At 72.9% G+C, this 13524-nt stretch carries 15 protein-coding genes; 12 read left to right on the top strand and 3 right to left on the bottom strand.

What is annotated here, in order from left to right; translation table 11 throughout:
- Positions 1 to 96 precede the first annotated feature (96 nt).
- A complete protein-coding gene (locus tag NDW01_RS36475; protein ID WP_252828918.1) occupies positions 97 to 276 on the top strand; it encodes a PspC domain-containing protein in 180 nt (59 codons plus the stop codon).
- On the opposite strand, the gene NDW01_RS36480 is transcribed toward NDW01_RS36475, so the two are convergent.
- From NDW01_RS36480 to NDW01_RS36490, 3 genes are all read right to left on the bottom strand, one after another.
- Positions 257 to 862, bottom strand: coding sequence for a hypothetical protein (locus NDW01_RS36480; RefSeq protein WP_252828919.1), 606 nt, complete (start codon positions 860 to 862; stop codon positions 257 to 259). The genes NDW01_RS36475 and NDW01_RS36480 overlap by 20 nt on opposite strands.
- Positions 863 to 1036: 174 nt before the next feature.
- On the bottom strand, positions 1037 to 1351 hold the full coding sequence (locus NDW01_RS36485; RefSeq protein WP_252828920.1) for an L-rhamnose mutarotase: 315 nt from the start codon (positions 1349 to 1351) through the stop codon (positions 1037 to 1039).
- A gap of 2 nt (positions 1352 to 1353) precedes the next feature.
- On the bottom strand, positions 1354 to 2061 hold the full coding sequence (locus NDW01_RS36490; protein WP_252828921.1) for a FadR/GntR family transcriptional regulator: 708 nt from the start codon (positions 2059 to 2061) through the stop codon (positions 1354 to 1356).
- 190 nt (positions 2062 to 2251) lie between these two features.
- Here NDW01_RS36490 and NDW01_RS36495 point away from each other — a divergent pair, with 190 nt between their 5' ends.
- Genes NDW01_RS36495 through NDW01_RS36545 form a run of 11 tightly spaced genes read left to right on the top strand, consistent with a single transcriptional unit; the run spans position 2252 to position 13334 of the window.
- Positions 2252 to 3091: a fumarylacetoacetate hydrolase family protein gene (locus tag NDW01_RS36495; protein WP_252828922.1), complete on the top strand. Its 840-nt coding sequence runs from the start codon at positions 2252 to 2254 to the stop codon at positions 3089 to 3091.
- Positions 3088 to 4371 carry an enolase C-terminal domain-like protein gene (locus NDW01_RS36500; RefSeq protein WP_252828923.1) on the top strand — a complete coding sequence of 428 codons (1284 nt, stop codon included), beginning with the start codon at positions 3088 to 3090 and terminating at the stop codon, positions 4369 to 4371. Before NDW01_RS36495 ends, NDW01_RS36500 begins: the two co-directional genes overlap by 4 nt.
- 1 nt (position 4372) lies before the next feature.
- On the top strand, positions 4373 to 5116 hold the full coding sequence (locus NDW01_RS36505) for an SDR family NAD(P)-dependent oxidoreductase (RefSeq protein ID WP_252828924.1): 744 nt from the start codon (positions 4373 to 4375) through the stop codon (positions 5114 to 5116).
- Positions 5117 to 5123: 7 nt separating this feature from the next.
- Positions 5124 to 6173, top strand: a complete 1050-nt coding sequence (locus tag NDW01_RS36510; protein ID WP_252828925.1) for a sugar ABC transporter substrate-binding protein — start codon at positions 5124 to 5126, stop codon at positions 6171 to 6173.
- Positions 6170 to 7687, top strand: a complete 1518-nt coding sequence (locus NDW01_RS36515; protein WP_252828926.1) for a sugar ABC transporter ATP-binding protein — start codon at positions 6170 to 6172, stop codon at positions 7685 to 7687. Before NDW01_RS36510 ends, NDW01_RS36515 begins: the two co-directional genes overlap by 4 nt.
- Entirely contained in the window at positions 7680 to 8693 is a 1014-nt protein-coding gene (locus NDW01_RS36520) for an ABC transporter permease (RefSeq protein ID WP_252828927.1), read from the top strand. Before NDW01_RS36515 ends, NDW01_RS36520 begins: the two co-directional genes overlap by 8 nt.
- Positions 8694 to 8695: 2 nt before the next feature.
- Positions 8696 to 9712, top strand: a complete 1017-nt coding sequence (locus NDW01_RS36525; protein WP_252828928.1) for an aldo/keto reductase — start codon at positions 8696 to 8698, stop codon at positions 9710 to 9712.
- Positions 9709 to 10593, top strand: a complete 885-nt coding sequence (locus NDW01_RS36530; RefSeq protein WP_252828929.1) for an amidohydrolase family protein — start codon at positions 9709 to 9711, stop codon at positions 10591 to 10593. Before NDW01_RS36525 ends, NDW01_RS36530 begins: the two co-directional genes overlap by 4 nt.
- Positions 10594 to 10597: 4 nt before the next feature.
- A complete protein-coding gene (locus NDW01_RS36535) occupies positions 10598 to 11296 on the top strand; it encodes a (Fe-S)-binding protein (RefSeq protein WP_252828930.1) in 699 nt (232 codons plus the stop codon).
- 2 nt (positions 11297 to 11298) lie between these two features.
- The gene (locus NDW01_RS36540; RefSeq protein WP_252828931.1) at positions 11299 to 12714 is read left to right on the top strand and encodes a lactate utilization protein B; all 1416 of its coding nucleotides are present in this window, start codon (positions 11299 to 11301) and stop codon (positions 12712 to 12714) included.
- Positions 12711 to 13334 carry a LutC/YkgG family protein gene (locus NDW01_RS36545; RefSeq protein ID WP_252828932.1) on the top strand — a complete coding sequence of 208 codons (624 nt, stop codon included), beginning with the start codon at positions 12711 to 12713 and terminating at the stop codon, positions 13332 to 13334. The genes NDW01_RS36540 and NDW01_RS36545 overlap by 4 nt, the downstream gene beginning before the upstream one ends.
- Positions 13335 to 13524 lie beyond the last annotated feature (190 nt).

Here is a 13524-nt window from a genome sequence, read left to right on the forward strand (position 1 = left end):
GTCTGCGGGACGAGCACGGATCGGTCCCGGGAGCGATGTGACGCGCCGGGCGTGCGGCCTAGCGTCGGAGACAGGCAACCGCGAAGGAGTGTCGCAATGAACGGTCTGTCCCGTCCGCGCCACGGTCGTGTCATCGCCGGCGTCTGTGCCGGGCTCGGCCGCCGGTACGGCATGTCGGCCTGGACGGTCCGGCTGCTGGCGATCCTGTCCTGCCTGCTTCCCGGACCGCAGTTCGTGCTCTACATCATCCTCTGGGTCATGATGCCGGGCGAGTGAGACGCCTCAGGCGGCGACGGGGGTGTTCCTCCTGCGGCGCGGGCGCGACCGCGCGCCGGAGCACGCCGGCCCGGACGCGCTCCAGCACGGTGTGACGGTGCCGGGCGTACCGGGCCAGGCCGCCGACGACCGCGCCGGTGAGGCCGTACCCGACGATCACGGCCACCGGCCGCTCCGCCGACAGGGGGATCGCGGTCAGCGCGCAGGCGCAGGCCGCCTGGGCGGGGACGGTCAGCCGGGGCTCGGCCCCGCGGCGGCGGATCGGCGGGTCGCTGGGACCCCACGGGTCGGCGCGCAGGACGCGGAGCAGGCCGCCGAGCGGGGGCAGCGACCACCACAGCGCCGCCGCCGACGGCAGCACGATCAGCGGAGCCGCGGCCAGGAAACGGGAGGGGGACAGCACGGCGAGCGCCGCGGTCAGGGCCAGGGCCGCCGCCGTGCAGGCGATCACAGCGGCCCGTGCTCGCGTCGCGCTCCGCAGGACCGCCCGCCGGCCGCGCCGGAGGGCGAAGAGGTACGTCTCGGCGGTCGCGTAGGCCCAGCCGGCGACGAGGGCCCAGGCGACGGCGTCCAGCGGACTCATCATGATTCGAGGATGAGCGGCGCGGGCGACGGTGAGAAGACGACAACGTTCATACCCGGGAAAGCTACGGATTCGACTCCGGCGGGTCCCTGAGGGCCGCACCCGAACCGGCGGTGGAGCCATCCCCACCACGGAGTCCCGGGGCCGCCCGTGCGCCCCGTGCCGGCGGACGCCCCTCTAGGCCAGGTGCCAGACGGCGGGGAGGCCCTTGGCGGCGCCGTCGCCGGAGTAGTCGTGCACGACGTCGAGGTAGCCGGCCATGCGCGCCTGCCAGGCGACGTTGACCGGCAGATCCTCCAGGGCGGCCAGCAGGGCGGCGTAGTCGTCGCAGTCGATGACGTGGAACAGGTCGAGGCCGCTGCGCCAGATCGTCCACTCGTGCGCGCCGGCGTCCTTGATCGCCTGGACGAGGTCCGGCGGGACCTCCCGGTGCGCCCGCTCGTACTCCTCCTCGCGGCCGGGCTTGAGCCGGGTGTGCAGTGCGACGCGCAACGTCACTCCTCCTCTTCCTGCTGACGGCGGGCCCACTCCTCGACCGCGCCGATGTGGACCGCGGCGGCGACGCGGGCGCCGTCCGGGTCCCGCTCGACGAGCGCGCGGTAGATCGCGTCGTGCTCGCGGTACGTGCGCGCGAAGACGCCCTCCTCGCGGTAGCCGCGCCAGACGCGGGCCCGGAACGTACGGCTGTTCAGCCCGCCGAGGATCGCGGAGAGCACCGGGTTTCCCGCCGCCTCGGTGATGATGCGGTGGAACTCCAGGTCGTGCCCGACGATCTCCTCGGCGTTCGCGCCCCGCTCCATCGCCGTCATCTCGGCGCGCAGGCGGGCGAGCCCTTCGTCGTCGATGCGGGCCGCCGCCGCGGCGGCGGCCGCCGGCTCGAGGATCTTCCGCACCTGGACGAGGTGCAGCAGGGTGTCGCCGCGGGAGATCTCCGCGACGACGCCGAAGGTCTCCAGGAGGTCGCCCGGCTGGAGCTGGGTGACGTAGATGCCGGCCCCGTGGCGCGCCTCCAGGACCCCCATGACGGTCAGGGCGCGGATGGCCTCGCGCATCGAGCTGCGGGACAGCCCGAGGTCGGCGGCGAGGTCGCGTTCGGTCGGCAGGCGCTGGCCGGGCGTGAACTCACCCATGGCGATCCGGGTCTTGATCTCCTCGATCGCCCGCTGGGTGACGGTGGTCCTGGCGCCGGCGTCGTCGGTCACGCGCTCCCCCTCCTCCGACTGTGGGTCACATCCTGCCGGACGGAGAGTGGTCGTACCAATTTTCAGTAAGTAACAACTATGTAACGGGGTATTGCCAGGAGATTGCCCCTTAATGGTCTTATGTCCGCACAAGAGGTCCGATGAGTGCAGGAGAGGTCGGACCAACCGTACGAGCAGGGAGTGCGACCACGTGAAGCTGCTGCGTGTCGGACCGGAAGGCGCCGAACGCCCCGCGGTCCTGGCAGAGGACGGCTCGCTCCTCGATCTGTCCGGCCTGACCCGCGAGATCGACGGCGACTTCCTCGCCGCGGATCTGGAGCGGGCCGGGGCGGCGTACGCGGCAGGCGAGCTGCCGCCCATCCAGAAGACCGAGCGGATCGGCGCACCGCTGGCCCGGCCCGGCAAGGTCGTGTGCATCGGCCTGAACTACCGCGACCACGCGGCGGAGACCGGCGCGGACATCCCGGCCGAGCCGATCATCTTCATGAAGGCGTCGAACACGGTCATCGGCCCGGACGACGACGTGCTCATCCCCCGGGGCAGCGAGAAGACCGACTACGAGGTGGAACTGGCCGTCGTCATGGGCGGCCGCGCCCGCTACCTGGACTCGCCGGCGGACGCCCGCCCGCTCATCGCCGGGTACGCGATCAGCAACGACGTCTCGGAGCGGGAGTTCCAGCTGGAGCGCGGCGGCCAGTGGGACAAGGGCAAGTCCTGCGAGACCTTCAACCCCCTGGGGCCGCACCTCGTGACCGCCGACGAGATCGACGATCCGCAGGACCTCGGGCTGCGCCTCTGGGTCAACGGGGAGCTCCGCCAGGACGGCACCACCAAGGACATGATCTTCCCGGTCGACCACCTGATCTGGTACCTCAGCCAGTTCATGGTCCTGGACCCCGGGGACGTCATCAACACCGGAACCCCGGCCGGCGTGGCGCTGGGCGGTCCGGGCATCCCCTTCCTGCGCCGCGGGGACGTCATGGAGCTGGAGATCGACGGGCTCGGCCGGCAGCGGCAGAGGCTCGCATGAAGGTCATCGCCCTCGAGGCCCACGACATCCGGTTCCCGACCTCCCGGCAGCTCGACGGCTCGGACGCGATGAACCCGGACCCGGACTACTCCGCGGCCTACGTCGTGCTGCGCACGGACGAGGGCGGCGAGGGCCACGGGTTCACGTTCACGATCGGACGCGGTACGGAGGTGTGCGTCGCGGCGATCGAGGCGTACGCGCCGCTGGTCGTCGGACTCGACCTCGACCTGTCCGACCTGGGCGGATTCGCGCGGCGGCTGCTCCACGACTCCCAGCTGCGCTGGCTCGGCCCGGAGAAGGGCGCGGTCCACATGGCCGCCGCCGCGATCATCAACGCCGCGTTCGACCTCGCCGGGCGCGTCGCCGGCAAGCCGGTCTGGCGGCTGCTGGCGGACCTGCCGCCCGAGCAGATCGTCGACCTGGCCGACTGGAGGTACCTCACCGACGCCCTCCGCCCCGAGGAGGCCGTCGACCTGCTGGCGGCGGCCCGCGCGGGCCGGGAGGAACGGGAGGCCGCCCTGCTGGCCACCGGCTACCCCGCGTACACGACGACGCCCGGCTGGCTCGGGTACACCGACGACAAGCTCGTGGCCCTCGCCCGGGAGGCCGTCGCGGACGGCTTCACCCAGATCAAGCTGAAGGTCGGCGGCGACCTGGCCGACGACGTGCGCCGCATGGAGCTGGCCCGCCAGGCGGTCGGGCCGGACATCCGCGTCGCGATCGACGCCAACCAGCGGTGGGACGTCGGTCAGGCGATCGAGTGGGTCGGGGCGCTCAAGCGGTACGACCCGTGGTGGATCGAGGAGCCGACCAGCCCCGACGACATCCTGGGCCACGCGGCCGTGCGCCGGGCCGTCCGGCCCGTGCGGGTGGCGACCGGCGAGCACGTCGCGAACCGCGTCATCTTCAAGCAGCTGCTGCAGGCCGAGGCGATCGACGTGCTGCAGATCGACGCCTGCCGCGTCGCCGGGGTGCCGGAGAACGTCGCGATCCTCCTGCTCGCCGCCAAGTACGGAGTCCCGGTGTGCCCGCACGCCGGCGGCGTCGGGCTGTGCGAGGTCGTGCAGCACCTGTCGATGTTCGACTACCTCGCCGTCAGCGGGAGCACCGAGGACCGCGTCATCGAGTACGTCGACCACCTGCACGAGCACTTCACCGACCCGGTGCGCATCCGGGACGGCCACTACCTCGCGCCGACGGCCCCGGGAATGTCGGCGCAGATCAGGCCCGAGAGCCTGCGCGAGTACGCCTACCCCGACGGTGCCGCCTGGAGGTCCTGACGTGGAATTCGACGGCATCAAGGCGATCGTCACCGGAGGGGCCTCCGGCATCGGCCTCGCCACCGCCCGGCTGCTCACCGAGCGCGGTGCGACCGTGACCTGTCTCGACCTGGCCGAACCGCCCGCGCCCCTGCACGGGGTACGGGCCGACGTACGGGACGACGCGTCCGTCCGCGCGGCGGTCGCGGCGGCGGCCGGCCACCTCGGCGGCCTGGACGTGCTGGTCAACAACGCCGGGATCGGCGCGCAGGGCACGGTCGAGGACAACGACGACGACGAGTGGCGCGACGTCTTCGACGTGAACGTGTTCGGCATGGTGCGCGTGACCCGCGCGGCGCTGCCGTACCTGCGCCGATCCGAGCACGCCGCGATCGTCAACACCTGCTCGATCGCGGCCACCGCCGGGCTGCCGCAGCGGGCGCTGTACTCGGCGACCAAGGGCGCCGTGCAGTCGCTCACCCTGGCGATGGCGGCGGATCACCTGCGCGACGGTATCCGGGTGACCTGCGTGAACCCGGGCACCGCCGACACCCCCTGGATCGGCCGGCTGCTCGCCGCGACCGGCGATCCGGAGGCGGAGCGGGCCGCCCTTGCGGCCCGGCAGCCGAGCGGCCGGCTGGTCAGCCCGGAGGAGGTCGCCGCGGCGATCGCCTACCTGGCCGGCCCGCTGGCGTCGGCGACGACAGGAACGGCGCTGGCGGTCGACGGGGGCATGGCCGGCCTGCGACTTCGCCCAGAGAGATGAGGACGCGATGAAGCGAGGAATGCTGGCGGCGGGTGCCGTCATCGCGGCGGCCGCCTGCCTGACGGCCGGGTGTAAGAGCAGCAGCGGCGGCGGCTCGGCCGGCGGCGGCGCCGTCGGGGTGGACTACCCCCGGTCCGACACCGACTTCTGGAACTCCTACATCAAGTACGTCCCGCAGTACGGCAAGCAGGACGGCCTGGACCTGAAGACCACCAACTCCGAGAACGACATCGCCAAGCTCGCCGCCAACGTCCAGTCGCTCATGGGCCAGGGCGTGAAGGGCATGGTCCTGGCGCCGCAGGACACCGCCGCGGTGGCGCCGACGCTGAACCAGCTGAAGCAGAAGAAGATCCCGGTGGTCACCGTCGACACCCGCCCGGACAAGGGCGACGTCTACATGGTGGTCCGCGCCGACAACCGCGCGTACGGCGAGAAGGCCTGCAGGTTCCTCGGCGACACGCTGAAGGGCAAGGGCAAGGTCGCGATGCTGGAGGGCGATCTGGCCTCCATCAACGGCCGGGACCGCACCGAGGCGTTCGACCAGTGCATGTCCCAGAACTACCCGGGCATCAAGGTCATCGGCCTGCCCACCGAGTGGAAGGGCGACGTCGGCGCGAACAAGCTGCAGACCACGCTCGCCGCGAACCCGGACCTGAACGGGATCTACATGCAGGCCGGCGGCGCGTTCCTCGCCCCGACGCTCAACGTGCTGAAGCAGAAGGGCCTGATCTTCCCGCCGGGGAACCCGAAGCACATCACGATCATCTCCAACGACGGCATCCCGGAGGAGTTGAAGGCGATCGGGGCCGGGCAGATCGACGCGACCGTCTCCCAGCCCGCCGACCTGTACGCGAAGTACGCGCTGTACTACGTGAAGGCCGCCCTCGACGGCAAGAAGTTCGCCCCGGGCAAGACCGACCACGACTCGACGATCGTCGCGCCGCGGCCCGGCCTGCTCGAGGACCAGCTGCCCGCGCCGCTGGTCACCAAGGACGGCACCTACGCGGGCTCGCTGAAGGCGACGGACCCCCAGCTCTGGGGCAATCAAGTCAAATGAGCCATTCCGCCAGCGCCGCGGCCGGCGTACGGCCGGTCGCGGCGGCGCACAGGATCAGCAAGCGGTTCGGCGTGACCGTCGCGCTCGACGACGTGTCGCTCGCCGTGGACGACGGCGACATCCACGCCCTCGTCGGCCGCAACGGCGCCGGGAAGTCGACCCTCGTGTCGATCCTCACCGGCCTCGTCCCCCCGGACTCCGGAACGGTGGAGTTCGGCGGCGAGCCCGCCCCGCCGCTCGCGGACCGCGAGGCGTGGCGGCAGCGGGTCGCCTGCGTCTACCAGAAGCTCACCGTCATCCCCTCCCTGTCCGTGGCCGAGAATCTGTTCCTGAACAGGCAGGGCCGTGGCCTGATCTCCTGGGGCTCGCTGCGCCGCCGCGCCCGCGAGCTGCTGGACGCCTGGGAGGTCGACGTCGACGTGCGGGCGCCCGCCGAGCGCCTCACCGTCGAGCAGCGGCAGCTGGTGGAGATCGCGCGGGCGCTGTCGCACGGCTCGCGGTTCATCATCCTCGACGAGCCGACCGCCCAGCTCGACGGCCAGGCGATCGAGCGGCTGTTCGCCCGCATGCGCTCCCTGCGGGAGTCGGGGGTGACGTTCCTGTTCATCAGCCACCATCTCGACGAGGTGTACGAGGTCTGCGACACCGTCACCGTGATGCGCGACGCCCGGCACATCGTGACCTCCCCGGTCGCGGAGCTGGGCAAGGAGGCGCTGGTCACCGCGATGACCGGCGAGGCCACCGGGCTGATCGCCCTCGGCGCCGCCCGATCCGCGCCGGCGGGCGGCGCCGCGCCCGTGCTGACCGTCACCGGACTCGGCGTCCCGGGCGTCTTCGAGGACGTCTCGCTGACCGTCGCGCCCGGCGAGATCGTCGGGCTGGCCGGCGCCGGCGGCTCGGGCAAGATGGCCGTCGGCGAGTCGATCGTCGGCCTGCGCCGGGCCGCCCGCGGCACCGTCGAGATCGGCGGTACGACGCCCCGGCCGGGCAGCGTGCCGGCCGCGCTGCGGGCCGGCCTCGGGTTCGTCCCGCAGGACCGGCACCGGGAGGGCCTGGTCCCCGGTCTGTCCATCGCCGAGAACACCACCCTGACCGTCCCCGAGCGGCTCGGCCGCTTCGGGTTCGTCGGGCCGCGGCGGCGCGACGAGCTCGGCGCCAAGGCCATCGGCGACCTGGACATCAAGGCGGCCGGGCCGGACCAGCCGGTGTCCGCGCTGTCCGGCGGCAACCAGCAGAAGGTCGTCATGGCCCGCGCGCTCGCGGGGGACCCGAAGGTGCTGGTGCTCATGCAGCCCACCGCCGGGGTCGACGTCAAGGCGAAGGAGACGCTGCTCGGCACGGCCTCCGCGGCGGCCACCGGAGGCGCGGGCGTCCTGGTGATCTCCGACGACCTCGACGACCTCCGCCCCTGCGACCGGGTGATCGTCCTGTTCAAGGGCGCCGTCGTCGCCGAGATGCCGACCGGCTGGGCCGACCACGAACTGATCGCCGCGATGGAGGGCATCCGTGACTGAGACACAGACGGCCATGGCCGCGCCGGCCCGCGGCCGGATCACCGCGCCACGGCTGGCGCGCCTGCGCGACCTCGCGCTGGTCCCGGCGATCATCGTGATCGCCATCGTCGGCTACTTCGTCAACCCGGTGTTCCTGCACTGGGACAACCTGGTCAACGTCCTGCAGCAGCAGTCGGAGATCTCGCTGCTCGTCCTGGCCGAGGCGCTCATCCTCATCTGCGGGCGGATGGACCTGTCGCTGGAGTCGACGTTCGGCCTCGCGCCGGGCGTCGCCGCCTGGCTCGTGCTCGCCCCCGGCGTCACGCACGGCGTCGGCTGGCTGTCCGGCGCGTGGTCGATCCCGGTCACGCTGGTGATCGGTGCCGTCATCGGCTGGGTCAACGGCCTGCTCATCGTGCGGTTCCGCCTGAACGGCTTCATCGTCACGCTGGGCATGCTGATCGTGCTGCGCGGCCTGCTGACCGGGATCAGCGGCGGCAAGACGTTCTTCAACCTGCCGTCCTCCATGATCTACCTGGGCAACGCCGTCTGGCTGGGCCTGCCCGCCTCGATCTGGATCTGCCTGGTCCTGTACGCCCTGGCCATCGCGGTCACCGGCTACACCCGCTGGGGCCGGGCGCTGTACGCCATCGGCGGCAACGCCGACGCGGCCCGCGCCGCCGGCATCCGCGTCGACCGGGTGCTGTGGGGCACGCTCGTGCTGGCGAGCCTCCTCGCCGCCCTCGGCGGCCTGCTGCTGACCGGGCGGCTCGCCTCCGTGGCGGCCAGCCAGGGCAACGGCGCGATCTTCACGGTGTTCGCGGCGGCGGTGATCGGCGGCGTCTCGCTCAACGGCGGCAAGGGCACGATCTTCGGCGCCTTCACCGGCATCCTGCTGCTCTACATGATCCAGAACGTGCTCACGCTCGCCGGCGTCCCGGCGCAGTGGATCGGCGCGCTGAACGGTGCGATCATCCTCATCGCGCTGATCATCAGCCGGATCACGTCGGGTCAGGCACAGGAGTAGCGATGGAACGCCGCAGACTCGGAAGGTCGCCCGTCGAGGTGACGACGCTGTCGTTCGGCGGCGCGGCGATCGGCGGGCTCTTCGCCCCGGTCTCCGACGCCGACGCCACGGCGGCCGTACGCCGTGCCCGCGAGCGCGGCATCGGATACTTCGACACCGCGCCGCACTACGGCGCCGGCCGGAGCGAACGCCGCCTCGGCGCCGCCCTGACCGACGCGCCCGCCGGCGCCGACCGGAGCGGCGCACCCGCCGGTGCCTCACCGACCGGCGCGTCCGCCGTGACCGGTGCGTCCGCCGGGGCGGTCGTGACCGGCGAGTACGTCCTGTCGACCAAGGTCGGGCGGTTGCTCGTCCCCCTCGGGCCGGGGGAGCCGCCCGAGCCGGAGGGGTTCGCCGATCCGCCGCCGTACCGGCGGGTCTGGGACTGGAGCGCCGACGGCGTCCGCCGCTCCCTGGAGGAGTCGCTGAAACGCCTCGGCGCCGACCGCGTGGACGTCGTCTACCTGCACGACCCGGACGAGCACGAGGAGGAGGTGTACACGACGGCGTACCCGGCGCTGGCCGCGCTCCGTGACGAGGGCGTGGTCGGCGCGATCGGCGCGGGGATGAACCAGACCCCCATGCTGACGCGGTTCGTCGAACGCCTCGACCTGGACGTCGTGCTGTGCGCCGGGCGGTACACCCTCCTCGACCGGTCCGCCGAGGAGGACCTGTTCCCCGCCTGCGCGCGGCGCGGCACGTCGGTCGTCGCCGGTGGCGTGTACAACTCCGGGCTGCTGGCGGGGGGCACGACGTACGACTACGCGCCGGCTCCGCCGGAGCTGCTGGAGCGCGTGGCCCGGCTGGAGCGGATCTGCGCCGAGCACGGCGTGCCGCTGCGCGCGGCGGCGCTGCGGTTCCCGCTCCGGCACCCGGCCGTGGCGAGCGTCGTCGTCGGCTGCCGCAGCGCGGCCGAGGTCGACGACAACTGCGACCTGTTCGAGCGGGACATCCCCGAGGCCCTCTGGGAGGCCCTGTGAGCGAGCTGGTCGACGCCCATCACCACCTGTGGGACACCGGCGTCCGCGACTACCCCTGGATGGACGGGCCCTGGGCCGACCCCATCCGGGGCCGCTTCGACGCGGCCCGCTACACCGAGCTGATCCGGCCGTACGGCGTGCGGACCTCGATCGTCGTCCAGGCGCTGCAGGACGTCGCGGAGACCTACGACCTCCTGTCCGTCGCGGCCGATCCCGTCGAGGCGGATTCCGCCGCGGCCGATCCGGTCGAGGGTGACGCGCCGGGCCCGGTCGCGGGCGTGGTCGGCTGGGTCGACCTCACCGCGCCGGACGTCGCCGACCGGATCGCCGAGGTGCGCGCGAGCCCGTCCGGCCGGCTGCTCGTCGGAATCCGGCACCTCGCCCAGGACGAGCCGGACCCCGCGTGGCTGCTGCGCCCGGACGTCCTGCGCGGCGTCGAGGCCGTCGGAGCCGCCGGCCTGGTGTACGACGTGCTGGTGCGGCCGCCGCAGGCCACCGCCGCCCTGGAGCTCGCGCGCCGGCTGCCGGAGGTGTCCTTCGTCCTCGACCACGCCGGCAAGCCCGACATCGCCGGCGGCGCGTGGGAGCCATGGGCGGGCTGGATCACCGCGCTCGCCGCGCTGCCCAACGTGACGGTCAAGCTGTCCGGCCTCGTCACCGAGGCGGCGCCGGACTGGGAACCGGTCGGCATCCTGCCGTACGCCCGCCACGTGCTGGACTCCTTCGGTGCCGACCGCGTGATGTACGGCTCCGACTGGCCGGTCTGCACGCTCGCCGCGTCGTACGGCCAGGTTTTCGACCTCGCCCGGGAGGCGGTGCCGGCCGGCGACCGGGACGCGGTGTTCGGCGGAACGGCCCGCCGCGTGTACGGACTAAGTTGAGGTCATGCGGGTCGCACTGTTCGTCACCTGCGTGAACGACACGATCTTCCCGGGCACCGGGAGGGCGACGGTCCGGCTGCTGGAGCGGCTCGGCTGCACGGTCGACTTCCCGATGGAACAGACCTGCTGCGGGCAGATGCACTTCAACACCGGCTACCGCGACGACGCCCGAGCGCTGGCCCGCCGCTTGATCTCCGCGTTCGACGGCTACGACGCGATCGTGGTGCCGTCCGGGTCGTGCGCCGCGATGGTCCGGGAGTGGTATCCCTCGCTCGGCGTCACGCCGCCGGCCGGGGTGCACGAGCTGTCGGAGTTCCTGGTCGACGTCCTAGGAGTCACCGACGTCGGCGCGTACTTCCCGCACACGGTGACCTACCACCCGACCTGTCACTCGCTCCGGGCGCTGAAGGTCGGCTCCCGGCCGCTCGACCTGCTGTCCCAGGTGCGCGGGCTCACCCTCGTTCCGCTGGGCGGCGCGGAGGAGTGCTGCGGGTTCGGCGGCACCTTCGCGCTCAAGAATCCCGCCGTGTCGGCCGCGATGTGCGCCGACAAGGTCCGGGGCGTCCTCGACACCGGCGCCGAGGTGCTGTGCGCCGCCGACAACTCCTGCCTCATGCACATCGGCGGCTCGCTGATCCGCCAGCGCGCCGGCGTCCGCGTCCTCCACCTCGCCCAGATCCTCGCCTCGACGGAGGAGGATTGACCATGGCCACCTTCATAGGGATGCCGGCCTTCCCGGAGGCGTCGGCGCGGGCGGTCGGCGACGCGCAACTGCGCCACAACCTGCGCAAGGCAACCCACACGATCCGCGCCCGGCGCGCCGCCGTCGTCGCCGAACAGCCCGACTGGGCCGGGCTGCGCGCCGCCGGTGCGGCGATCAAGGACCGTACGCTCCGCCACCTCGACGTCTATCTCGAACGGCTGGAGTCCGCCGTCACGGCCGCCGGCGGTCACGTGCACTGGGCCGAGGACGCCGCCGAGGCCGATCGGATCGTCGTCGACCTGGTCAGGGCGACCGGCGAGACCGAGGTCGTCAAGGTCAAGTCGATGGCCACCCAGGAGATCGACCTGAACGCCGCGCTGGCCGCCGCCGGCATCCGCGCGTACGAGACCGACCTCGCGGAGCTGATCGTGCAGCTCGGTGATGACCTGCCCTCGCACATCCTCGTACCGGCGATCCACCGCAACCGCGCGGAGATCCGGGAGATCTTCAGCGGCCGGATGGCCTCCTGGGGCCGTCCCGCGCCCGAGGGCCTCACGGACGACCCGCGCGCCCTCGCCGAGGCCGCCCGGCTTCACCTGCGCGAACGCTTCCTGCGCGCCAAGGTCGGCATCTCCGGGGCGAACTTCGCGGTCGCCGAGACCGGCACCCTCGTGGTCCTGGAGTCCGAGGGCAACGGCCGGATGTGCGTGACGCTCCCCGAGACGCTGATCTCGGTGGTCGGCATCGAGAAGATCGTGCCGACCTGGCGGGATCTCGAGGTCTTCCTGCAGCTGCTGCCCCGCTCGTCGACGGGGGAGCGGATGAACCCGTACACCTCGATGTGGACCGGCGCGACGGAGGGGCAGGAGTTCCATCTCGTCCTCGTCGACAACGGGCGCACCTCGGTGCTCGCCGACCGGGTCGGCCGCCAGGCGCTGCGCTGCATCCGCTGCTCGGCCTGCCTGAACGTCTGTCCCGTGTACGAGCGGGCGGGCGGCCACGCGTACGGCTCGGTGTACCCCGGGCCGATCGGCGCGATCCTCACCCCGCAGCTGCGCGGCCTCACCGGGCCGCTGGAGGAGTCGCTTCCGTACGCCTCGACGCTGTGCGGCGCCTGCTACGACGTCTGCCCGGTCGCGATCAACATTCCCGAGGTGCTGCTCGACCTGCGCGCCAAGGTCGTCGCGGGAGACCATCGGGCCGAGCGTCTCGCGATGGGCGCGGCCCGCCGTGTCCTGGACCATCCGAAGTGGCTCGCCCTGGCCCAGCGCTCGGTCGGCCGGCTCCGCCGCTGGACCCCACGCCACCTGCCCGGACCGCTGTCGGCCTGGTCCGACACGCGCGAGGTGCCCGTACCGCCCCGCGAGTCGTTCCGCGACTGGTGGGCACGGCGGGCGGGCGAGGAGGGCGGCCGATGAGCTCCCGGGATCGGATCCTGGCCCGCGTCCGGGCGGCGCTCGCCGACGTTCCCCGTACGGAGACGCCGGAGGACGTCGAGGTGCCGCGCGCCTACGACCGGAGCCGCTCCGGGCCCGACGTCGTCGAGCTGCTGATCGACCGACTCGTCGACTACAGGGCGGTCGTGCGCGAGGTCACCGACGTGGTGGCGGCGGTCGCGGACGCGCTGGCCCGGCGCGGTGCCCACCGGGTGGCGGCGCCCGCGGGCGTCCCCGCCGCGTGGCTCGGCGGCGTGCAGGCGGTCCGTGACGACCCGGCCCTGTCCGCGGCCGACCTCGACGCCCTGGACGGCGTGGTGACCGGCTGCGCGGTCGCCGTCGCCGAGACCGGCACGATCGTCCTGGACTGCGCCGAGGACCAGGGCCGCCGCGCCCTCACCCTGATCCCCGACTACCACCTGTGCGTCGTCCGCCGGGACCGGATCGTCCGCACGGTCCCCGAGGCGCTGACGCGCCTCGACCCCTCCCGCCCGCAGACCTGGATCAGCGGTCCCTCGGCCACCAGCGACATCGAACTCGACCGCGTGGAGGGCGTCCACGGCCCCCGCACTCTGGAGGTCCTCATCACCCCGGCCCTGTGAGACGTGCGGGGGAGTTCACACGGGGAAGCGCACGCCGACCAGCCGCTCGGAGGATTCCCAGAGCCTGCGGGCGTCGTCCATGTCGCGCAGCGGAGCCCACAGCTCCTGCTGTGCGGGAGCGCCGCCGAGGCCGCCCGGTCCCTTGGGGCCGTAGAACCGGCCGCCCTGCGCGTCCGGGCCGGTCGCGGCC

The sequence above is a fragment of the Actinoallomurus soli genome (assembly GCF_024055715.1).
Classification (GTDB): Bacteria; Actinomycetota; Actinomycetes; order Streptosporangiales; family Streptosporangiaceae; genus Actinoallomurus; species Actinoallomurus soli.